Source organism: Nostoc sp. FACHB-110 (assembly GCF_014697425.1).
GTDB lineage: Bacteria > Cyanobacteriota > Cyanobacteriia > Cyanobacteriales > Nostocaceae > Nostoc_B.
In genome coordinates, this window is sequence record NZ_JACJRU010000051.1 from 16,759 (window position 1) to 40,373 (window position 23,615).

19 protein-coding genes are annotated in these 23,615 nt (G+C 40.9%); 7 read left to right on the forward strand and 12 right to left on the reverse strand.

Annotated elements, in window-relative coordinates:
* Positions 1-352: 352 nt before the first annotated feature.
* Positions 353-1,750, reverse strand: coding sequence for an amidase (locus H6G69_RS29450; protein ID WP_190692665.1), 1,398 nt, complete (start codon positions 1,748-1,750; stop codon positions 353-355).
* A gap of 221 nt (positions 1,751-1,971) precedes the next feature.
* Here H6G69_RS29450 and H6G69_RS29455 point away from each other — a divergent pair, with 221 nt between their 5' ends.
* Together H6G69_RS29455 and H6G69_RS29460 are read left to right on the forward strand one after the other, a co-directional pair.
* Positions 1,972-3,447: a hypothetical protein gene (locus tag H6G69_RS29455; RefSeq protein WP_190692666.1), complete on the forward strand. Its 1,476-nt coding sequence runs from the start codon at positions 1,972-1,974 to the stop codon at positions 3,445-3,447.
* 526 nt (positions 3,448-3,973) lie between these two features.
* Positions 3,974-4,378, forward strand: a complete 405-nt coding sequence (locus H6G69_RS29460; RefSeq protein WP_190692667.1) for a hypothetical protein — start codon at positions 3,974-3,976, stop codon at positions 4,376-4,378.
* A gap of 111 nt (positions 4,379-4,489) precedes the next feature.
* On the opposite strand, the gene map is transcribed toward H6G69_RS29460, so the two are convergent.
* The 6 genes from map to H6G69_RS29490 form a co-directional block, all read right to left on the reverse strand.
* Positions 4,490-5,317, reverse strand: coding sequence for a type I methionyl aminopeptidase (gene map, locus H6G69_RS29465; RefSeq protein WP_190692668.1), 828 nt, complete (start codon positions 5,315-5,317; stop codon positions 4,490-4,492).
* 96 nt (positions 5,318-5,413) lie between these two features.
* Positions 5,414-5,872, reverse strand: coding sequence for a cupredoxin domain-containing protein (locus H6G69_RS29470; RefSeq protein ID WP_242072229.1), 459 nt, complete (start codon positions 5,870-5,872; stop codon positions 5,414-5,416).
* Positions 5,873-6,166: 294 nt separating this feature from the next.
* The gene (locus H6G69_RS29475) at positions 6,167-6,337 is read right to left on the reverse strand and encodes a hypothetical protein (RefSeq protein WP_190692670.1); all 171 of its coding nucleotides are present in this window, start codon (positions 6,335-6,337) and stop codon (positions 6,167-6,169) included.
* 210 nt (positions 6,338-6,547) lie between these two features.
* The gene (locus H6G69_RS29480) at positions 6,548-6,922 is read right to left on the reverse strand and encodes a hypothetical protein (RefSeq protein WP_190692671.1); all 375 of its coding nucleotides are present in this window, start codon (positions 6,920-6,922) and stop codon (positions 6,548-6,550) included.
* 100 nt (positions 6,923-7,022) lie between these two features.
* Positions 7,023-8,747: an AarF/UbiB family protein gene (locus H6G69_RS29485; RefSeq protein WP_190692689.1), complete on the reverse strand. Its 1,725-nt coding sequence runs from the start codon at positions 8,745-8,747 to the stop codon at positions 7,023-7,025.
* A gap of 339 nt (positions 8,748-9,086) precedes the next feature.
* A complete protein-coding gene (locus H6G69_RS29490; RefSeq protein ID WP_190692672.1) occupies positions 9,087-11,672 on the reverse strand; it encodes a M1 family metallopeptidase in 2,586 nt (861 codons plus the stop codon).
* A 460-nt stretch (positions 11,673-12,132) separates the two neighbouring features.
* Between H6G69_RS29490 and H6G69_RS29495 the strand changes: the two genes are divergently transcribed.
* A complete protein-coding gene (locus tag H6G69_RS29495) occupies positions 12,133-13,830 on the forward strand; it encodes a DUF3352 domain-containing protein (protein WP_190692673.1) in 1,698 nt (565 codons plus the stop codon).
* Positions 13,831-13,951: 121 nt separating this feature from the next.
* Here the strand turns inward: H6G69_RS29495 and H6G69_RS29500 are convergent, their stop codons facing one another.
* Together H6G69_RS29500 and H6G69_RS29505 are read right to left on the reverse strand one after the other, a co-directional pair.
* Complete coding sequence (locus H6G69_RS29500) at positions 13,952-15,139, reverse strand: bifunctional sterol desaturase/short chain dehydrogenase (protein WP_397327027.1); 1,188 nt, start codon at positions 15,137-15,139, stop codon at positions 13,952-13,954.
* A 249-nt stretch (positions 15,140-15,388) separates the two neighbouring features.
* Positions 15,389-15,640, reverse strand: coding sequence for a hypothetical protein (locus H6G69_RS29505; protein ID WP_190692691.1), 252 nt, complete (start codon positions 15,638-15,640; stop codon positions 15,389-15,391).
* A 579-nt stretch (positions 15,641-16,219) separates the two neighbouring features.
* Here H6G69_RS29505 and H6G69_RS29510 point away from each other — a divergent pair.
* The 3 genes from H6G69_RS29510 (at position 16,220) to H6G69_RS29520 (ending at position 19,140) form a co-directional block, all read left to right on the forward strand.
* Positions 16,220-16,729: a GNAT family N-acetyltransferase gene (locus tag H6G69_RS29510; protein ID WP_190692675.1), complete on the forward strand. Its 510-nt coding sequence runs from the start codon at positions 16,220-16,222 to the stop codon at positions 16,727-16,729.
* 2 nt (positions 16,730-16,731) lie between these two features.
* Entirely contained in the window at positions 16,732-17,916 is a 1,185-nt protein-coding gene (locus H6G69_RS29515; protein ID WP_190692690.1) for a class I SAM-dependent methyltransferase, read from the forward strand.
* A gap of 345 nt (positions 17,917-18,261) precedes the next feature.
* A complete protein-coding gene (locus H6G69_RS29520; protein ID WP_190692676.1) occupies positions 18,262-19,140 on the forward strand; it encodes an NAD(P)-dependent oxidoreductase in 879 nt (292 codons plus the stop codon).
* 402 nt (positions 19,141-19,542) lie between these two features.
* Here H6G69_RS29520 and H6G69_RS33675 read toward each other — a convergent pair whose 3' ends face one another.
* Positions 19,543-19,683: a hypothetical protein gene (locus tag H6G69_RS33675; protein ID WP_206757653.1), complete on the reverse strand. Its 141-nt coding sequence runs from the start codon at positions 19,681-19,683 to the stop codon at positions 19,543-19,545.
* Between the two features lie 112 nt (positions 19,684-19,795).
* Between H6G69_RS33675 and H6G69_RS29525 the strand changes: the two genes are divergently transcribed.
* Entirely contained in the window at positions 19,796-20,182 is a 387-nt protein-coding gene (locus tag H6G69_RS29525; protein ID WP_190692677.1) for a tautomerase family protein, read from the forward strand.
* A 590-nt stretch (positions 20,183-20,772) separates the two neighbouring features.
* Here H6G69_RS29525 and H6G69_RS29530 read toward each other — a convergent pair.
* Positions 20,773-22,959: a tetratricopeptide repeat protein gene (locus tag H6G69_RS29530; protein WP_190692678.1), complete on the reverse strand. Its 2,187-nt coding sequence runs from the start codon at positions 22,957-22,959 to the stop codon at positions 20,773-20,775.
* Between the two features lie 415 nt (positions 22,960-23,374).
* Positions 23,375-23,554, reverse strand: a complete 180-nt coding sequence (gene psb34, locus H6G69_RS29535; RefSeq protein WP_062291392.1) for a photosystem II assembly protein Psb34 — start codon at positions 23,552-23,554, stop codon at positions 23,375-23,377.
* Positions 23,555-23,615 lie beyond the last annotated feature (61 nt).

Here is a 23,615-nt window from a genome sequence, read left to right on the forward strand (position 1 = left end):
GAACCAGAGAAAAATCTTTTTTTCTGCCTTCTAGCTGGTTGATTACAGAGCTAATGCCAGGGATATTCTACTCGATGCGATCGCCTCTAATCATTGCAGATTAAGCATTCTAAGCTGATCGCTACGGTTTTAAATGATGGACAATAGCCAACTTTTGCTCGGTTTGACAAAGCCGCAAAAGGTAATCTTACGCTTTGCTAGCGTTAAATTAACATAACTTAATATTTGGTAGGGAATGGGAACGGAAAATCAGCGATAGAAAACCAAAAAAATTGGTTCGCACATCGTCATCTCGCATCCGAAGCAACCAATTTGCACAAAATATCTTCTCCATTCCCTTTGTTGTCGCCGATTAAATCGCAAATGCAGGACGATGCTGAATCCAAGGTTTTGCGGCTTCTATCTGGGCGGCGAGGCTAATAATGGTATTTTCCGCCGCCGGTTTACCCACAAGCTGCACGCTGATGGGTACGCCGTGGCTATCGAAACCTACTGGTAAAGCGATCGCAGGTTGTCCCGTAGCATTAGCCGCAGGACAAGGGGCAACCCAACGCACAATATTTTGAAATGCTTCTTCTGGACTCAGGGCTGCCCATTCACCTACACGAATTGGTGAATGTAAATAAACGGGCAATACCAACACATCAAAATGCTCGAAAAATGCCACAATTTGCCGTGACACAATCTGCAAATACGATAACGCCTGGAGATATTCCGCCACCGTCCCTGTACGTGCCAACAACCAACGATTCACAGGCTGTAATGCTTCCACGGGAATTCCCGATGCCGCCACCCCAGCTTGCCAAACTGTTTGAAACGGTGCTAGTAACCCACTAAAATCGGGACATTTTTCTTCAACGGTGTTACCTAATTGTTCTAATAATTGGACTGTTTGCAATACTCCTTGTTGACAGTTAGCATCCGCAGTCCCCAAAGGCGCAATTTGAGTGGCGAAGGCAATCTTTAACCCAGAAATTTGCGCTTGAGTCGCAGCTAAAAACGACGGTTCAGGATTTGGCAACCAGTAGGGATCACCTGTAACGTAACCAGAAATTGCGTCCAACATTGCCGCCGCATCAGCCACAGTCCGGGCAATCGGGCCATTGACAGCAATTCCCCCCAAGCGATCGCCGACTGGGGCTTTTGTGACTCTACCTCTTGAGGGTTTAATTCCCACCAAACCACAACAAGCCGCCGGGCCACGAATCGAACCACCACCATCAGAACCTTGAGCGATCGCACATAACCCAGCAGCAACAGCCGCCGCCGCCCCACCACTAGAACCGCCGGGAGTATATTCTAAATTCCAAGGGTTTCTCGCTGGCGGAAATCCCGTGGGTTCGGTGTAGGGGAAAGAACCAATTTCCGAGGTTGCAGTTTTCCCAAGAATAATGAATCCAGCTTGTTTAATCAGACTCACAACCCCATCATCATAATTCGGGATGTTTTTAAGTAACGCCGGATTGCCGTAGGTACAAGGTACACCAGCTACAGTGTTGAGGTCTTTAATAGAAATCGGTACACCAAAAAAAGGCGGTAAATCGCTGGTTGTAGCTAGCATTTCGGTTTTGGCTTTCGCATCGGCGAGTGCTAATTCTGCCGTCACCGTAAAATAACTTCCCAATTGGGGGTTCAATCGCTCAATTCTTTGTAAATATATTTCCACTAATTCTAGTGGCGACACTTCCCGACGGCGAATTAATTGCGCCAACTCGACTGCTGGGGTAAACGCTAAATCAATGGCATTCATATTTGACTTTAGTTACTAATTGTGCATTTATTTAAAATTTTTCCAGTGGATTTGTTACTTAAACCAAATTTCCGGGAACCATGAATCCATAGCGCCTCAGATTTTTTAATCAGGATGCTTCTACCATTGGCCAGACTAGGTTTTTATGCAAACCCTAATCTTGCAGCATAGTCATTTTAATTGTTTCCTATCAACTTTCGGCAAATCCCCAAGGGATATTTATGGCTGATCTAGAAACACTGGTGAATGAATTACCAAAAATAGTTCAAACTCTGAGGCTGAATATTGGCTATTCCCACGACATCATGCGGCAAATTGCCACGATTAATCATGCCCAGGATCAACTACGCAATATTCAAGACAAAATTAATCAAACTCTGCAATTTAACCAACTAGAAAAATCACCAATTGCCACATTTAGTTATCTAGAATCAGCCGAACAACCATTTAACGCCGGAGCTTATACAGTCTATTTGTATAAGTATGATTATCCAGGACTGTTAACAGCTAAATTTGGCAAATTACCCGCCGATATCACCCTGGCAGAAATCCAAGCTAAAATAGATGTTTGGGTTGATTGGGGCGATTTGATTCAGGCGATCGCTGCGGATATTTTAAGCAATATTCAGTTAATTAATCAGGTTAATACTGATGCTAAACATGATAGTATCCCAGCAGTGTTTCAAACAGCAGAGGAAATTTTAAAAATTCAATTAAACCTAGAAAAACCTAAATTTTTACAACAGCAAATTCAGCAAATAATTAAAGCTCAAGAAGCGGCTTTTAAGGTAAAAGAGAGATTAAAATTTATCTTTGATAATATTAAAAAAAGTCAAAATTTGCTAAATATACTACTAGGTGTATCGTCTTTTTGTGGCAAAACAGGCTTTTCTTTAGAATGGTTAGATGATGACCAGGAATTAATTATCTCTGGTGACGGTAGATTGCAAGAATTGACAGATATTATTAATGATTGTGAATTTTATCAAGACAAAATCGACTCGTTAATTTTGCAACTTAATTCTTTAAAAGTCAAAGCCGAAAAACTTTTAATCAACCCTCAAGCTCGTCAACGTAAATTAGCTAGCCAATCACAAAAAAAAATAGAAAAGCCAACGCTAAATTATTATAGCGGCATGATTACTGTAGGGTTATTGGCTTTAAGTTTGGGTGGTTGGATAGTTAAATCAGAAATTCCCCAAATCCAGCACGTTCAGCTAAATTTCAATCAAGAAGAAATGGCAAATGCCAACTTTAAAGCTGCTCAAGTTTTGGGTTTAGAAGCATCTAGTTTAGTTCAAAAACCACCCCATCCTCTTATTGTCTGGGAACAAGCAAAATTTAAATGGCAAGAAGCTATCAAGTTACTAGAAAGCATCCCTGACAATACTTCAGTTTCTGCACAAGCTAAAGCCAAACTGAATAACTATCGTTTTTACCATCATGCTATTAGTAAAAAATTAATTTCTGAACAAAAAGCCCTAGCTAATTTAGAATCAGCACATAAACTAGCCATAGAAGCACATTTTTTTGTTCAAAGTTCGCCCCATTCTCTCTCAATTAGACAACAAGCTAAAGGTAAATGGGAACAAGCAATTAATCTGTTAAAACAAATTCCTAAAAATACCTTTGTTTATAAACAAGCACAAGAAACCTTATTAAATTATCAAACAAACTACACAGGTATTGAGCTTTAAACTCAAAACTATTCTGTCTAAGTACGCCTGCGCGGACTAACTAAAAATCAAGGTTTTGAAACCCGCGCAGGCAGTGAGGGGGTCGCAGTCTTGGCGGTTCCCGTCGATTGCGTTAGCGCAGCGTAAAGCCTGACGGCATGGCTTCGCTTAGAGCGACGTACTCCTTCGGAGAAGCAAGCTACGCGTAGCGTCTCCCTTTGGGAGAAGGAGCGTCACCCCCGAACCCGTTAGCGCAGCGTTAGCGACGCAGGAGCGTCAGGGGTTTTGCCTGTTTAGCGGCGACTTCAGTCGCCCTCGTGCAAAATATGAAAATAGCACAAGAGTCTAAAAATACTTAATTATTGCTGCTAAATTTATCGAAAAATAGTTAATTACAAATGTAACTTTTTCGTAGCATATTTATATTCAGAACAGCAACTGTTCATAACTTAGCTTGTACGTAGACAATTCTATTGTGTCAATATCACTGATGTTATTGACAAATAAACACACTTTAAACCATCAACCTGTTACAGGAAAAAAAATTATGACAGAACAAATTATTGAACCAAATGATTTTGACCTTCACAATAATGATGTGCAAATTCATTACTCATTGGAAAGCTTCATTGGTGGGCCGCAACTTACTTATAAAACTCAAAATTTTGATCGGCAATTCACAGGTGAAGAAATCAATGTAGTAGAAACAAATATTGGTAAGCTGGTCACAGTACTTGTTGAACCCGATGCGGATACAGGAGAGGAAGTCAGACTGACCCTATTACTGCCAAGCATTAATCTGTCATCTAGTTTAGAGAACCCAATTGAGACAGAAGCAATTTTTACTACCCAACGCAATGTTCTGCGCGGTTTATCTCCCATACTTGAAGGACAGCTACAGACTTACCATACTTTATCCCTTAGAGGAACAGCTCGCAGCGTTGACTTCTAAGAGGATATATTAGAAGTCAAAAATTATACTGAATATTGAAATACTCTTTGGAGAATTATTTCTACCATAAATGCGATCGCACTCTCTGACAATGCGATCGCACTCACTCAACTATACTTTAGTGCGATCGGTCAAAATCTCATAACCTGTTTCTGTGACTAAAACAGTATGCTCAAACTGTGCCGAAAGGGAATTATCTACAGTTACTGCTGTCCAACGGTCGGCTAAGGTTCGGGTATGTTTAGAACCAGCATTCAAAATTGGCTCAATTGCCAAAGTCATTCCCGCACGCAGCTTCACATTCGGCATACTCCGTGTTCGGAAGTTAAACACTGATGGCTCTTCGTGCAAGTTGCGACCAACCCCATGTCCAGTGAATTCTTCTACCACACTAAAACCATTAGCTTTTACATGGTCTTCGATGGCTCCTGCTAAATCCAGCAGATACGCACCTGCTTTGACTTTTTCAATACCTTTATAAAGGGCTTCCTCGGCTACACGAATCAGTCTAGCGGCTTCTGGGGTAACTTCACCCACCGCAATTGTGATACAAGAATCCCCATGAAAGCCTTGGTAACAAGCCCCCGTATCTACTTTCAACACATCCCCAGCGCGGATGACTTTTTTTGGATTTGGGATACCGTGTACGACTTCATTATTGATGCTGGCGCAGATAGAACCAGTAAAACCGTGATACCCTTTAAAGCTGGGTATGGCATCCATTTCGCGGATGCGTTTTTCTGCATAAGCATCCAAATCAGCCGTCGTCATCCCTGGCTTTACCAGTTCGGAAATTTCTTTGAGTACTGTTGCCACAATTTTGGCAGATTGCCGCATAATTTCAATTTCGCGTGGCGATTTCAGTTCTATTCCTCGACGTTGCTTTGGTGGAGACGTAATCTTAGCTGGTTGAGAAAGCAAATTGCTGAGAATGTTCATGGGGAAATTAATAATTGCTGATGCCGCTTGATGGAAGAGGCAGTGTTTTTTCTAGGATAATTGAGAAACAATATCTATATTTAAATCTAACTTAGTTTATTGCGGCAAAGTTGATTCAGAACTACTGACAATAATTTCTCCAGTCATCCCAGCTTCAGTATGCCCTGCAATAGGACAGCGTAGGCTGTATTTTCCTGCTTTTAGCGGGACTAATACCCATTGCGCTTCTGCACCTGGTTTTAATTCAAGTTCGTGAATGGCTCCTTTGATTTCAACTTTGCCAGCTTCTAATTTTTGTGTCCAACTAGCATCAGCAAAATCTTTGGCAGTAAAGTAATGCTTTAATTGACTAGGATTTTTGAGTTGCAGAAGATAGCGTTTTCCTGATACTAACTCTAAATGATTTGGTTCAAACTTAAATTCGTTAGCCGCATTACTCAAATTTACGGAAATTTCTGTGGCTGGTTGTTTGAGCAAATCCTGAGGTAAGTTACCTGCAATTGCTGGACGCATACTGCATAAACCTAAGCAAAGCAAGCATGAAAACAAAAGCATAAACCTTTGTAATTTGCTTTTTTTCATCATGAATTTAAATGCAAATTTTTGAATAATGAATATTATCCCTCTTGTGTCACTCTCTGGGTAGTAAGCTGTTAATCGTTTAATTTTGACATTGAGACCGCAGGGGAGCAGGGGGCAGGGAGCAAGGGAGAGGGTTTGCAGCTTTTACTACCATGAATATGGTGCAATTTAAATTACGACTAGCTGATAAATAGAAGTGTGAACAAAAAAACTCTACAAGGTTAAGTATAGTAATGGATGTATAACTAAAAATCCTCAAACATTGGCTCAGGGATGCCTAGCAGACAGTGGCAATATACAGCATTTTTGGGCATTGCTGATTAGTGGGATGTTTTTTGTTTCGCGCAAAGGCAAGGCAGCGCGTTGGGCGGCTCTGCCGACTTGAAGCGACTGCCGCGCAAAGGCGCGAAGAATCAATATTTTATTTTTGTTAAACATCTCAATTCATCCCGCATTTATGCAACGCCCATTTTTGATATGGATGAGTTACATTTTCTAGTCTCTCTGCCCCTTGAAAGAGGTACTGATTTTTTTCATAAATCAAATATGAGTCCTATAGATAATTTTTATGCAAAACTGCTTCCCTACATGATTGTGTCAACCGAAGCAGTGGTAAGCAGTTAAGTTGATTATTCTATTTTTTATTATCTAAGACAATGAATCTAAATCTAGAGATTGCATTCCTTTATCCTTGGCAAAATCTAGCATACTACCTAACTGTAACCACACAAGCAAGCAGGTTAAAAGGCTGAGTGGTAAACCAATTGCTAAAGCTAGAAAAGGCGGGAAACCAAATATGGCTAAACCTGAATAAAGAAATAAGCTAACGCCAAGAGTTATACCTAAAAATGGTACTAATAATTGTCTAGTGAAAGAACTGGACTCTGGTTTGACTGCACTATCTTTTGCCCATTTTCTGACAATAATTTTTAGAGTACCAGATAAACTAAAGCCAGAAGTTACAGCAATGAATAAGCCAAGAATTAGGAGAAAATAAGGCGGTTGTTGGGGAAAATAGTACATGAAAACTCCAATTATATTAAAGATAAAATTTTAAAAGCACAATAAAAATTCAGGGTGAAATCAAGCAACAAAGCCTGCATATTTCAACCCTGAATTTTGTTTATCGCCCAATGGCTGAGGGAAAATTATCAAAATTAACCAGCGTGGTAGCACTTGGGACGATCGCAGCTACGCTTTCGCGGGATAAATTAGTTAAAAAGCCGATCGCAACATCGAATATACGATTGGGCTTGATATCATCTTTGACTAATTCCCACAAGCGTTGCACTTCTTGGGTGTGCAAACGGTCGTCTTCTGTCAGTGCTAATACTAACTGTCGCCGCAGGAATTTACCTTCTTCTGATAGCAGATATTGTAAACCCATTTGAGCGGTAGGCAGTACATCAAAGCTACCATCGGTACGAGCGATCGCAATTAAATTTTCTAATCGCTGCCACTGGAATTTACCATCTTTAAATAGCACATTCAGTAAGCGTCGTCTTAATTGCGGTGACTCACCAGTCAGTAGTCGTCTGGCAATATATGGATAACCAACCTCAACAATTTTGAAATTGGGGTTAAGGCTGAGGGCAATACCTTCTTGTGTCACCAAAGAACGAATAATTAAGGCAAACTTGGCCGGAACCCGGAAAGGATATTCATACATCAATTCCGAAAATTCGTCGGTAATGGTTTTGAAGTTAAAATCACCGACGTTCTTACCAATAGCATCGCCTAAAACTGCTTCTAAGGCTGGCACAATTGGGCAAATATTTGTGTCTGGTGTTAAAAAACCTAAATTGACAAAATCGGTAGCTAAGTCGAGATAGTCTTTATTTACCAGATGGACTAAGGCATCAACTAACGTTTCTTTGGTAATTTCTTCTAACTGATCCATCATACCGAAGTCGATGTAAGCCATTCGACCATCGGGCATGGCAAATAAATTACCAGGATGGGGGTCAGCGTGAAAGAAACCAAATTCTAGAAGTTGGCGTAAACCCGACGTTACACCAATTTGGATAATCACTTCTGGGTCTAACCCTGCGGCGCGGATACTTTGAGTATCTGTCAGCTTGAAGCCGTTTATCCATTCCAGCGTCAAAACATGATTACTACTGCAACGCCAGTAAATAGCTGGGACTTTTACCTGCGGGTCATTACGGAAATTGTTGGCGAATTTTTCCGCGTTGCGGCCTTCGTTGATGTAGTCAATTTCTTCAAATAATTTAGTGCCGAACTCGTCCACAATTAAAGTTAAGTCATGGCCGAGATTCAGAGGTAGCCAAGGTGCTAGCCAACTTGCAGCCCACCGCATTAAATAAAGGTCAAGGGCGAGTATGGGGTGCAAATTAGGACGTTGGACTTTGACTGCTACTTCTTCACCGCTAATCAAACGCCCGCGATAAACTTGACCCAAACTAGCAGCTGCTACAGGGTTTGGGGATAGTTCGCTGTAAACGTCTGATATTGCACAGTCGAGTTCTTTTTCGATAATTGCATAGGCGATCGCATTATCGAAAGGTGGCAGTTGGTCTTGCAACTTCACCAACTCTTCTAAGAAGTCTTTGCGGATTAAGTCTGGTCTGGTAGAAAGGGCTTGACCAACTTTAATGAAGGTAGGGCCTAGCCTAGTCAGCAGTTGACGCAGTTGAATAGCTCGTTTACCTTTATTTTGCTCAACTTGATTTTGCCATTCGTCCCATTTCAGACTTACAATGAATCCAGCAAAAGACCAGATAATTTTGAGTAAGCGTCCCCATGCTAACCAGGGGCGGTAACGATAGTGACGAGCGATCGCTTCTGGATTGTATCGCTTTAGTTCAGCAGGTTGATACTGACCCACGCTTTTGTTTGCCTCTTCAACTGGGAAATCTACACTGTTGTTTTTTTGCATCCGAAAATGCAAGCTAATCGCTTGTTGAAAATAACTGTGGTTTTTTATCCAAAACTATAAAACGTTAACTTTTTTAAATAGACACACGGCTATCAAAGACTACCGTGCTGCCTAGCTTTTTTATCTTTTCCTTAATTATACTTTATAAAAGTACAAAATATTTTTGTGAGTTAGGGATTAGAGGAGAGAAGCTAGGGGCTAGGAATTAGGAAAGTTTAGGTAGACTAGTCCAGCACAAAAAGATAATTACCCATTCACCCCTAACCCCTAACCTCTAGCCTCTAACCCCTATTTCGACTTCGCCTCTAAATCTTCTAAGCGGCTTTTGAGTTCTTGGTTTTGTTGCTTGAGTTGGTCTAATTCCTCGCGCAATTGACGCAAAGCCGTTTCTGGGCCGATATGCTTTTGGACATTGCCAATTTCTTCATCAGCATAACGGCGCACGCGTCCGTCGGGGGTTTGGTCAGAAAGTGCGCGCAAAATGCCAATTGCTTTCGGTGTCTGCATCTGTCCTAAGGAAGCAACTACCGCCATTTGAGTTAAAAAGAAAGTTTCTTTGGCAAGTTCAGCTAATCTATCTAAAATCCGTTCTAGGTTGACAGGGGTTTGACCGACGGAAATCTTGCCTAAAGCCCGAATTGCTGGTAAACGTAAGGCTTGGGGAACTCCCAGTTTTGTGTATTCTAAAAGTAGATTTAAAGCTGCTTCTGAGGTTTTAAGTTCAGCTAAACCAGCAACAGCACCAGCACGGACTACTTCATTCCAACCTGCTTTTTCTTCTAAAACAGACTTCAGCAGTTTGATGGCTTTTTCTTCTTTGGGCTTTTCGTCTAGATTAGCAGCTGCGATCGCCCCAATGGCACGGGCGGCGGCGGCTTCTACATAGTAACTGCGATCGCCTTCTTGCACTACCTCTTTCACAGCCTTATAACTATCATGGGTTTTGATAGTCGCTAATGCTGTAACTACAGCACGACGTACGTAAGGATTTTTATCTTTTAACCCAGCGACTAACCCATCAAAAGCTTGGTCTAACTTGACTTCGGCCAATTGTTTCGCTACTTCTACCCGCACACCCCAAAATGGATCGTTTTTCAGTGACTTTGATAAGGCTTTGGTCGCTTCTAAACCACCTTTTTTCGCTAAAGCCCCAGCCGCATAAATCCGAGAAAGTGGGTCTGGGTCAAATTCTAACTGTGCTTTTAACTCTGGAACTGGATATTCCAAAGCAACAGTTTTGAGGAAATGATTACCGACATCAAAGCTAATAAAATCAGGTTTGGCTGATAGGGGGAAATAAAAACTTTGTTCGTGTTCGTGTACTCGGACTGTGAAAGTGCTGAGTTTTTCAGTGGAACCTTTTTGAACGTAGCCAAAGCCAATGGGAATTTTCAGGTCAAATAAATTTTTACTGTTCTTGTTATCGGCTTGGGTTTGAGTAACTGTGACCTTGGCTAAATTTGCATTGCCATCCCAAGAATAAGCCACTTTAAAATCAGGATGACCGCCACGATAAACGTATTGGTCGAATAGGAAAGCTAAATTTCGTCCTGTAGCTTTATCAATGGCGCGGAGTAAGTCTACTGTCTCCACAGTTTTATGGGCGTTATCTTGCACAAAGGTATGAATGGCGTGCCAAAATAATTCTTCGCCCAATTCCGCCCGAATCATGTGATAAACACAAGACCCTTTTTCGTAGATGTGGCGGTCATAAAGTTCAATGGCTTCCCGATAAACATGAGTCACCATTGGCCTACGGTAGCGGCTGCTATCTTCGCTTAAATAACTCCGCGCTTCTATTAAACGATAGTATGCGGCTTCTTCTGCACTATACTCATGTTCCGTCCACATCACCTCGGAGTAAGAAGCCATTCCTTCTTTAATCCAAGCATGAGACCAATGCTTAATTACCAACAAATCACCAAACCACTGGTGTGCTAGTTCGTGGACAACTAAACTTTCGGTGTTGCGGTTATCATAGACGGCGCGTTCATCTAAAAGACAACGGTCTGTTAATAAGGTGGTGGAAGTATTTTCCATCCCGCCAAAGATAAAGTCATCAACGCAAACTTGAGCATATTTAGGAAAAGGATATGGATAACCATACTTTTCGCTCAAAAATTCGACCATGCGGGGAGTTTTCCCCATACTGCGTTTAGCGTCTTCTTCCCGGCTTTTTTCTACGTAGTAGGTTACGGGTTTACCTTTCCACTCATCTCGAATTTCGGCAAAGTCACCGACAGCTAAAGTCATCAAATAGGTAGGATGAATTTGCTGTTGTGACCAATGATAAATTTTGTCGTTTCCTTCTGCGGCGGTGTCAATTAATTCACCGTTGGAAATGGCTACTAATGGTTTAGGAACCCGGACGCGAATTTCCGAAGTTGATAGTTGTCCGGGATAGTCAAAACAGGGAAACCAAAAACGCGAGTCTTCGTCTTCTCCTTGAGTCCAGACTTGGGTGGGTTTGTGGGGATAGTGTTTGTCTGGTTGGATAAAATAGATACCACGTTGGGGTTTTTCAGCTGAATATGCGATCGCAATTAATATTTTTTTGCCCAGTTGAGTTGGTTGCGAAAGTTGAATCGAAAGCTGTTCGCCGTCATAGTCAAACTTCTGCACCACCTCATCGACTTGTACAGACTGGATATTTAAGTTAACTGCATCCAGCGTTAAGCGCTCAATTCCACTGCGGACTGGTGCGAGACGAATACTACAACTGCCGTGATAACTTTGTTTGGGAATATCTAGATGTAAATCAAGAAAAATATGTTCAACTTGTCCAGGGCGATCGGGGTTATAGTGTGGTCTAGCTCCTGGTAACTCAAAAGATTTGTGTCCGTTGCTTTCTGTATCAAAATAATAATTCGACATTGATGCTGATTGGCCTTTTAATCCTAAAAAATTTGACTAAATATTTAAGAGAATAATCCTATTTGCTTGGGGTGGTAAATCAAAATAGTGGATAGGTGCTATGCAATTTTTGCAATGTTTGAAAGATTATCGTTAATCTTTCTGGGTTGGATGTAGAAATTTTAGCCCGATGTAAATTTTCATTGAGTACAAATACTCGCCCATTTTTCTCTAGCTTAGAATAGCGTGCTGCATTCCCACAAGACATCCTTCGAGATGAATAATAATTCCGCTTACGGATTTGGCTCTCATCTCATTGAAGTATTTGTTTGGAGTTCTTTTTGCTGTTTGCCTGTAAATTTACTAAATTCTAACAGTGAAATCCGAAGAAATCGTGAAGTTTTTGCATAATTCCGAGAACTCAACAATGACGTTTTTACTCAGCTTGGTAAAAATTTGAGGAAAATATAGGAAAATTACAATGCCTGAACGTAAGTCAAATTTTTTATTGCCTGCAATTGGCGCAGTTGTAGCGATTGTAGGAGGCGTAGCCGTCTATACATATGTATTTAAAGGCCCTTCTGGAGACAGCGCAGGTGCTTTAAGCAGTGCTAAATTAGTACCCGCTTCGGCACTCATGGCTACTTATGTCACCACAGATCCACAAGCTTGGGCTAAGTTACAAGAGTTTGGCACTCCTGAAGCACAAAAGTTATTAACCAAAAGTTTAGATGACTTGAATAAAAATGCGTTTCAAGGCAGTGATATTAGTTATGAGAAAGATATCAAACCTTGGATTGGTGGGATTATGATCGCGGTTTTACCACCAAATCAGACTAAACCGACTCAATTTAATAATGGTGTCAGTGGTAATCCAGAAATACCGCCAGTTATTCAACCGCAACAAGAGGCAAATGTCTTATTAGTGGTGGGGATCAAAGATAAATTAACAGCTTTAAATTTTGCTAATAAATTAAAAACTCAAAAAGGAGTGAAAAGTCAGGAAACTGACTATAAAGGCGAAAAAATTACGGAAACTATCGAAAATAACAAGTCTACCTATAGTGTAGTTGTTAATAACAGCTATTTGCTCTTAGCTCCACAAAAGCAATCTGTAGAAAAAGCAATTGATACTTATAAAGGTCAGGCTTCTTTTGCTACGAAAGAAGATGCTAATAGTCTTTTTGCTAAAGGAATTAATTTGCAAAACACTTTGGCTCAAATTTATGTACCAGACTATACAGGGATGGTACAGCAATTAGCAGCCGCTAATCCTCAAGCCAGACAACTACCGCCACAAGCTTTGGCGCAATTAAAACAAGTAAAATCAATGGTAGCAGGTGTTGGCGTTGACGATAAAGGATTACGAGTCAAAGCGATCGCTAATTTAGATCCGCAACTAAACAAATTTCAGTATCAAAATACGCCTGCTAAAATATTGGCGCAATTTCCCAGCGATACCTTTGCTTTAGTAAGTGGTAACGGAATTAGCCGTGGCTGGCAAACATTTGTGGAACAGTCCAAAGACTATCCCGACATTCAGCAAGGGTTACAGCAAGTACGCGCTCAGATGAAATTTGTCAATCTTGACTTAGATAAAGATATTTTTGGCTGGATGGATGGAGAATTTGGCTTTGCTGCGATTCCATCTAATCAAGGTGTATTAGCAAATGTTGGTTTTGGTGGTGCTTTTATATTTGATACCAGCGATCGCAAAACAGCAGAAGCCACCTTTACTAAACTTGATAATCTAGCCAAAGCCCAAAGAATCAACATTGCTACCAGAAATATTGGCGGTAAAGATGTCACAGAATGGCAGATACCCCAACAAGGCGCATTATTATCTCACGGTTGGTTAGACCAAGATACCGTCTTTTTAGCTGTTGGCGGCCCGGTTGCTGAGGCTGTAGCAACGTCTAATGGCAAAAGTTTAGATAAAAGCGACACCTTTAAAGCAGTCACAGGTTCATTGCAGCAGCCTAACGGTGGCTACTTCTATTTAGATATGGATAAAACCGTGACTCTAGTTAATCGTTTTGCTACCCAAGGTAGACCAATTCCCCCAGAAACTAGTGCTGTCTTAAATTCGATTCGCGGTTTTGCTGCAACTGCTACCAGTCCTGATAAATCAACCAGTCAATTAGAAATACTCTTGGCCTTAAAACCTAGTCAAAAATAGACATTCAAAGGGGAAAGGGGGCAAGCAGAACAAGAGTTTTTTCTGGCTTTTGCCCCGCGTACTTGATAAAACCGCGGCAATTTAACTTTAAATGTTGTGCCTTTTCCAGTCCCCAATGATATTACGCTGATTTACTAAAAATTCGATAGTAAAGCCAGGTACTCGTTTCCTTAATGGGGAATAGTAAATAAGTTAAAGGATTGATAGCCACAATAATATTGCGGAAGTCGCGTTTTGCGAAAAAGATAATTGCACTAGCTACTTGTGAGGCTGACATAACACCATAGGGGTTAAGTTGGCTTTTAAATGGGCCAAGAATTAATTTCCGAATGATGCAATTTCCTTCCAGGCGTTTTAGCGTGATGATATCGCCTAATGTGCGTTTGCTCAATTCATAAAGAGGACTTAGGGCTGGTGAGACTTCCGCTTCGGAAGTATTCACCCAGATTTCTTTTGTGGCTTTATCTTGCGGCCCTGTCACGGTTGACATAAACACATCGATTAACCGCAATGCCGAAAAGGTATTGACTTCGTAGGAAGAGTTGATGGCTTGAGAGGTGCGATCGCCATAAACATTAATCCCGTGATTAATAATTAAAATATCTACTTTCTCTAATTTATCCCGCAGTTGCGACTCATTCCCCAACTCCCAAGCAAGCACAGTTACCCCCGCTTGGGTAGCAAATTTATCAGGATTAGTCGTTAAAGCTAAAACCTTAGCATTGTGTTTAAGCAGTTCCGTGGTTAATGCTTGGCCTAAACTGCCAGATGCGCCAGTCAAAGCAACAGTTTTACCCTTGAGCGAAAGTCCTGTACCCAGAATTTTATCCACTAGCGGAAACACCCCACTGTAATAAGCATTCACATCATCAAAATGATGTCGCCAATGATAAGCACGATTTACCAACCAAACCGAAGGAATCACTTCTAAAGAACCTGGTAAGTGATTAAAATCTGTCTCTACTTTCCCGAAAAAATATCGCACCGATGCCCCATACAAAAAGGTCAAAGCATAAGCTACCCCTATCCATAATCCCCATTGGTGAATTAATAAAGCAACTACCGTCAAAATCACTACCAACAAAATCGACTCTACAATGTCGTGGTAAAGCTGGGACTCTTGGTAAATCTTCGGCGACACTATTGATAAATCTCGACGATAAGCTGCATGATGCTTGTTGTGCCATTTAGCTAGCCAAACTACTTGATGACACAAAGCATGGTAAATGTCCCTTAGCACCTCCGCTAGTAACAGAGAAAAAACTGCCCAAGCAGAAAACTGTACAGCATTTATCAATAACCAATCCATCTGTAAATTTGTTTTAAATCCAGTCCAGCTTTGCATTAGCATCTTGATCATATTTTTCAGTCTGCCATTATCTTAATCAATCTTTATATTCCGATAAGAATGGCAAACTTTGGTGCAGTAAATCAGAAATTTGGAATTGGTTCAGACTTCTGCTTGGGCAAAGACGCATTTATGTGTAATTCAGTACTTAAAGCAAAATCAAAATTTTGAGATTAAAAGGTAAAAATTATCACTCCATGTATTCACTATTTAGACTAGTGCATCTTTAACTCCAATCCAGCCCGTAATTTTGTTTTGAGAACTGGTATAAGTTGTAGCTTGTACATTTTCTCTCAGTTGAGATGTGCTAGGTAGTTCTTCTTTGATACCTCTATTTAACAAACCAGCAAGATGACAAGACAACACAGGCATATCTTGCCAACAGTGACGACAAAACCAAGTAATTTCGGAACCGCGAACTTGTTGTAAAAGTACTTCAGAGCAGCAAAGACAGTAATTCATATTTTTCTAAAGCAATTGATATAAAGGGGTTTTAAAAAACAGCCCAGCCACTTGATTAACTTGTTGTCACTCAAATAGCTGTCTACACCTACGAGGATAGTTAGCAAATCTGAGGAATTTGTGAAGAAGATAACATTATTCAATTATTCGTAATATTTATACATTAAAGTCTGAGTATTAACACTAAGATATTGTGATTAAATTTTACTTTTACTCACAGTGAAAGTGAGCAACATTACCTGACCAATAACAGGCTAATAGTTGGATAGCCGTGGCAGCAGAGTATTAAGCTAGTAATGTCCTCAGTACTATCCTCAATAGTAAATAGATGTAACGCATATACAAAATGTTAAGTTGTTTGTAAATTATGAGTAGTGGAGTGTCAATTATCCTGATGAAATTTATCAACTGCTGATGGCAATAGTTAAGCAAAAGTCTATTTTTTCTCTTCTTCTTCAGTCCCAATTTATTGGTTGTCATAACAACAATCATTAATTTGTCTTGCTGTTAAATTTAGCAATGTTCAGGAAAAAATATATTTAATAATTGGCAGATTTTTATTTATTCAAGATTAGCAAAATGGCATCACTAGAAACATTTGATACTGACCGTTTATTTGCTGAACGTTTAAGATTTATTCATTTAAATGAACTCAATCAAATGCATCAAAATCATCAAGTTATGGCGACTTTAGGAGGAATTCGTTCGGATGAGGAGACACGCTTGTTTATTTTAAATAATTTGTATCATTGGCAAAGTCATGGCTTTGGTCTATGGGTATTTAGAGACAAAGTTACTAAGCAGTTTGTCGGTCGTGCTGGTCTCAGAAAAACAAATGTTGAAGGTAAAGCTGAAGTAGAATTAGCCTACGCTTTAATGGCTAAATTTTGGGGTCAAGGATTTGCCACTGAAATGGGGAGAAAAATTTTGCAAGTAGGTGTTAATTTACTGGGTTTGCAAGATATTATCTGTTTTACATTAACAAATAATCTTGCTTCAAAAAGAGTGATGGAAAAGCTAGGTTTTGAATACGAGCGTGAGATTATCCATGCTAATTTGCCGCATTTATTTTATCGTTTAAAAGTTTAATGATGAATTCTAACTCCGCGCTGTGTGCCGCCATATCAGAACGTATTACTAACACTCTGCCAAAGCGAATTACCTTTGCAGAATATATGGATATGGTGCTATATCATCCAGAATATGGCTACTATTCCAGCAAAGCTGTCAATATTGGGTTTAAAGGTGGGGATTTTTTCACTTCTGCTAGTCTTGGTGATGATTTTGGCGAATCACTAGCAGAACAATTTGTGCAAATGTGGGAGATTTTAGGACGACCAAAACCATTTTCGTTAGTAGAAATGGGAGCAGGTCAAGGCTTGTTAGCCATGCATATCCTCAATTATTATCAATTACACTACCCAGATTTTTTGCAAGCATTAGATTATGTAATTGTGGAAAAGTCTCCCGGGTTAAGACAAGAACAACAACAAAGATTAGCAAAATTTTTTGTGCGTTGGTGCAACCTAGCAGAAATATCGAGTAATTCAATTGTTGGTTGTTTTTTTTCTAACGAATTGGTAGATGCTTTGCCAGTACATCAGTTTGTCTTAGAAGCGGGTGAATTTAAAGAAATTTATGTAACTATAGCAGCTGATTTAACTTCTCAAAGTCAACAACCAAGCCCATTTATGGAAGTAACTGGGGAACCTTCAACACCTAAACTAAAAGAATACTTTGATTTAATTGGGATTGATTTATCTGTAAATTACCCAGATGGCTATCGCAGCGAAATTAATTTAGCGGCTATTGATTGGTTGAGTATAGTAGCAGACCGCTTGCAGCGCGGGTATGTGGTAACAGTTGATTATGGCTATATTGCTAGTCGCTACTATAACCCCAGGCGATCGCAAGGAACATTACAGTGCTACTATCAACATCGCTACCATGACAACCCTTATATCAATATTGGGCGACAAGATATCACCGCCCATGTTGACTTTACAGCCTTAGAACGTTGGGGTGAGCAGTGTGGTTTAACCAAAGTTGGGTTTACACAACAAGGTCTATTTTTGATGGCGTTGGGTTTGGGCGACAAAATTGCATCTTTGTCTTATCAAGAGATATCAATTGCCGAGTTGTTGCAACGCCGAGAATCACTCCACAAACTTATAGATCCCACAGGACTAGGTGGCTTTGGCGTTTTAGTGCAAAGCAAAGGACTGCACACTCAAGAAATTTCTCAACCCCTAAAAGGGCTATTTGTGCCAAAGTAAAAGTAAGGTGAAAAGTTAAAACTATCTATAGGTCTGCGGCATCCTGGTTATATGGACTAGCATAACTATTGATTACTGCGAAATCCTCTTTAGGAAAATCCTCACTATGAGTACTCATGACTTGTTAATGCTAGTAATGCTGCTGACACCTGGTATTTTACTTTCTGTTGTCATTATGGTGACTTTTGCCGCAGGTGGTTGAATTTAGCATTTTTGGGCGAACTTGATAGCTGAGAATAGCATCTTAAATCTCAAATCAATCTTCGCCCTTCAATTACAATCAAACGATAGAACCGCGATGTCTACACAAGGCTTCGCCTACGCTGTACCAAAGGAACGTGAACAATGAAGGTGGCATTTCTGGGAACTGGACTGATGGGACAACCAATGGCACAAAGGTTGTTAGCAGCCAATATACAAGTAGTTGCCTACAATCGCACCCCAGAAAAACTAGCACCATTACAAGCAGCTGGCGCTGAAATTGCAACGCAACCCCGTCAAGCCATTCGTGCTGCTGACTGCATTATTTTAATGCTGACTAACGCCGCAGCTATTTATCAAGTCTTGCTATCTGATACGGCTTGGCGCACCCTCGAAGGACGCACTATCATCCAAATGGGGACAATTACACCCACCCAAAGCCAAGAAATTCGAGATGCAATAGTTGGCGGTGGTGGCGAATATATAGAAGCGCCAGTTTTAGGTAGTATCCCAGAAGCTCAAACTGGTAAGTTAATTGTGATGGTAGGCGCGCAACCAGAACAATATCAAAGACATTTACAATTACTGCAAAATTTTGGCCCAGAACCTTTACTGATTGGGCCTGTAGGAAGCGCCGCAGCACTAAAATTAGCCTTAAATCAATTAATTGCATCCCTAACAACTAGTTTCGCGCTGAGTCTGGCTTTTTTGCAGCGTCAAGGTGTCAATACAGAATCTTTTATGCAAATTCTCCGCGAAAGTTCGCTTTATGCACCTACCTTTGACAAAAAGCTGCAACGAATGTTGTCTGAAGACTATACAAATCCCAATTTCCCAACCAAACATTTGCTCAAAGATACAGATTTGTTTATCTCTGAAGCCAAAGCTTTAGGTTTGGATCTCAGCAGTATTGAATCAGTAAGACATATTTTGTACACAGCCGTGAAAATGTCTTTTGCTAATGATGATTATTCGTCGATATTTTCCGCTATTAAAGAATGGGGAGATTCTAGTGCAGAGTAGGATAACCTGAGTTCGGGTGAAAGATCAGGAGGTAACATCCACTCCAGTTGAAGGCTAGGTTTTTTAGGTTGATGACAATAAGCGATTAATCCGCAAAGAACGTTAACACATATCTTGCACGAGGGCGACTGAAGTCGCGGCTACACAGACAAAACCCCTGACGCTCCTGCGTCGCTCTAAGCGAAGCCATGCCGTCAGGCTTTACGCTGCGCTAACGGGTTCGGGGGTGACGCTCCTTCTCCCAAAGGGAGACGCTACGCGTAGCTTGCTTCTCCGAAGGAGTACGTCGCTCTAAGCGAAGCCATGCCGTCAGGCTTTACGCTGCGCTAACGCAATCGACGGGAACCGCCAAGACTGCGACCCCCTCACCGCCTGCGCGGGTTCCAAACCCTTGATATTGCGTTAGTCCGCGTGGTGCGCCAAGCGCAGCGCAAGCGCGATAGGCACACCACGCGTTTGTATAGCCGAGCCAGTGCGTTGGGCGGGCAATGCCCGACTTGAAGCATCTGGCGTGCGAATTCTATTCGCTGGGGCTAGGTGCAAGATGTGAATTAACGCAAAAATTAACTATGGTTAGAAACTAAGATTTCTCAACATAATTGCAGTATTTTTGATGGAGGTATTATCTGGTAAACATCAAAAACAAAAGAATAATATGGTACAGATCAAAATTTATGGATTGAGAGAACATCTTGAGCCAATTAAGCTAAAACTCTCAGATGTCATTCATTCCTGTGTGATAGATGCACTTCAATATCCATCAGACAAACGCGCACATCGCTTTTTTCCTTTGGAAAGAGATGATTTTTTCTATCCATCTGAGCGCACCGAGCGTTATACTATCTTGGAGTTGAGTATGATCGAGGGACGCAGTGTTGAGGCGAAAAAACAGTTGATTCGTTTACTGTTTGAGCGTGTACAACTAATAGGAATTTCAGCACAAGATTTGGAAATCACAATTTTTGAAACTCCCAAGCACAATTGGGGTTTTCGAGGTCTACCTGGAGATGAGCATCAACTCAATTACAAAATCGAGGTGTAATCCAATTTAGGCATTCCATCGGCCTGAAGAGGTTGATGGGTCAGGGCGAACGCATCTGAAGTATACGTAATGACTACTGAAATTGAGAATCAACGAAAAAATCAGTATTTCTGGCTTGATTTATTTTACAAGGCTCAAAGCGATGCCTGCGGCGGGCTACGCCAACGCTAAAATCTTTGTCAATAAGCAGGGGTTTAATGAGATTATTTTTACGTCTATTGAGAATAGATTAGTCTTATTGACATGATGCGGCCGCCCTGATTCTCTCCCAAGCCCCCTGCAAAATCATTTTCTGATTTTTTGTTGGCGTTGCTGATCAATGGGATGATTTTTGTCTCACGCAGAGGCGCAAAGGCGCAAAGAGCAAGAGTTTTAAAAGTAGAATTTTATGATTTCATCCCGCATTTATGCAACGCCTTTTTGTTGAGTCATTATTTGTTGGTTTTGTTGTGATTTCGTTTTGTTAAGTAAGAAGACACAAATAAACTTAACTAGATAAGTCTTAGACAAAATAGTTAAAAATCTCTTCCCTCCTGCCTAGCCCTAATTCCAATTATTTATGTCCCTCTACTTATCTGAATTGTATTGTTTTATAGCTTTGATAAAATTTCCGGCAGCAATTGTCCGGGAACTTTTGATAAAGCGAGATTTTGTCCTTGAATACCTAATTCGCTGTGGAAAGTGCGAATTGTTTTGACTACATAAGCAAAGGTAGTTTGATACGCTTCTGGTTGTTTACTTAATCCGTTTAAGGCTTGTAAATGATGATCTAAGGCTATTTCTAAGTGGTGCGATCGCGTTGCTTTATCGCCATCAAAATAAATATCAGTAACTAACTGATAATGAGCTAATCCTAAGTTATTATGTGCCGCAAATAAATCAAAGCTTAAAGGAATTCCCTTTAAAGAATGCGCCAAATTAATAGCTTCTGCGTAAGCAATAATCGATAATTTTAATAATTTTTGCTTGCTTTCTTTGGTAGTTTGGGGTAAGTTCGATAAATGCCAATAAGCGGTGGCTAAATTATTTTGAGTAGCAGCGCAAGCACTCGGCATAGTGGCGGCAGTGCGATATTTCAAAGCTTCGCAGTAAACATCAATTGCTTGCTGAAGATTTTCGGCTGGTTGTTCGTATTGCGCCAAATTCCAGTAAGCAGTACCGATGTTATTTTGAATCATGCCATATTTTAGTGGTTCCTGTTGGGGATTGTAATGGGCGATCGCTTGATTATAAGCTGCGATCGCTTTTTTTAAATGCAGTACTGGTTGATTGTATTGTCCCAAATGCCAGTAAGCTGTACCTAAATTATTTTGGCAAGCTGCATACTTGAAGGTGTCCATTTCTACAGTGCGGTAGCGCAACGCTTCTGTATAAGCTAAAACTGCTTGCTGCCAATTTTCCCCAGGGTTAGAAAATTTTGCCAAATCACCATAAGCTGTCCCTAAATTATTCTGCACGCGCGCATAAGTTTCTGGGTGAGACTGCGGCGAAATCATCTTTAACGCCAACTGATAAAATTCAATTCCCTGTTCGATGTAATTTTGTCCCGCTTCCACATTTGGTGGCGTGCGGTAAAGCATCCAATAAAGTGTGCCTAAATCGTTGAGAATATCCGGTAATTGGGGCGATTCTTCATCGTAGGCGATCGCTTCTTGATAGGCAAGAATCGCTACCATCAGATTTTCTAAGGTGGAATGTCCTTGTTCAATTCGCAAGCGATAGGCATTTCCTAGCTGCTGATAAGCTGCTGCTAAATCCTGCGGTGCAGCTTGCTTGGCGTGTAATTCCTCAATCTCTAATAAAATTTGTTGCGGTTGCCAGTTCTCCTCTTCTTGAGAAGTTTTCGTATTAATAGTTGCCAGGACTAACTCGCTTAAATCCTGATTAATATGAGACAACGACGACAGCGATAGGTTACTTGTCTGACTAGCTTTACCCGCATCTGTAGTTTCATCTGGCAAAAAACCCAGTGGTGGCGCTACTTCTAGCACCTTCGTGGCTGGCTTGGCTAAAGTTTCTAAAACCCCACCATTTTCTGCTTCTGTATTTTTTTGAGCTTTGGGTTTTGCTTCAACTGCTGATTCGTTGAAAGTCGCCCCTTCTATCTTGCCTAAGTCGAGATTGCGGGAACTGGGGAAACGTTCGGGATAATTTAAATTACGTGCTGGTGTTGGTTCCCCAGCAAAGGTAAATACACCAGTCCGCCAATGCCAAAACTGTGGTGCTGATTGCTGAATAGCCGATAACCAAGGACGGGATATCCACAACAACACACTAGATTCTAAAAATCCATTCGCCTCTTCGCTAGATAAAGATGCTTCCGCAAGACGTAAATAATGCAGAAATAACCGTTGAACAGCCACAGGCTGTTTAGTTAGCTGTTCCACACCCACGATTTGAAATGTTGGTACTGGTAAAGGCCGTCCAGGGCTGTCTTTAGATGCGCCCACAATCGGCGGGGGATAATTAGCCAACCATTGATTAATTTGTGCGACGGGGTTAGGCTCATGAAGATTTAAACGCAAAGTGACTAGCCGTGGATAGGCTGAAGTACTGGTAGCTTCTTGGCTATCTTGGGGCTGATAAAGCACTTGTCCAACTGGATAAGCCAAAGTAGAGTGCAACCGCGCTGCTACTTGATTTCGCAATTGTAAATCGTCACAAACGGCTAAAAACAGTTGTCGTCTTAAGCCTAAACTTAGGGCAAGTTTCAGGCGGTGATATACTTGCCGATTCCAAGCAAAATTATCGGGGTGTGCCGGATCATTCACGCTCATGGAGGCTCAATAGCCAAAAAAGTGTATATTTTTTATCAAGGTGGATTTACAGCGTTTCTCAGTTTGGTGCAGTACATCTTTCAAGGGGGAGAGGGGCTAGGGACTAGAGACTAGAAAATGTACCTCATCCATATCAAAAATGCTGTAAGTTGGCAAAACTATTGTCAGTCGCAGAGTTCGGGGTAATTTTCCCATAACAAAGTGCTGTTAGCGCTAGTGGGGCGTTGAGCAGCGTGCTGAGTCTAAATTCAGTATTTTCAGGTCTTTAAGCAATCAACACTGTTTTAATTTATGCTTCAACTGCTATATCAATTCTTACTATAGGATGTTGACAAAATCCACAAAAAACAGGTTCCTCTAACATAGAAACCTGCAATAATTCAAAAAAATTAGATTTTATTTAGACAGTTATTGCTTAACTGAGATTGGACACGGAGAAGGCGACAAAAATTAAGCCACCGACCAAAACTGTAGCAGCGACTCCGAGGATGATGTAATTACGCTTTTGTTCCGCAGTCGGAGGCTCTGCTCGATAAACCTTTGGTTCCTGGGCAAAATTGTTAAGACGACCGCCTTCTTCATTCGTGTAGGGCATGAAGCAATTCCTTATTCTTAATTTTGAACATTTATGATCTAATGTTACAGAAACCGATACA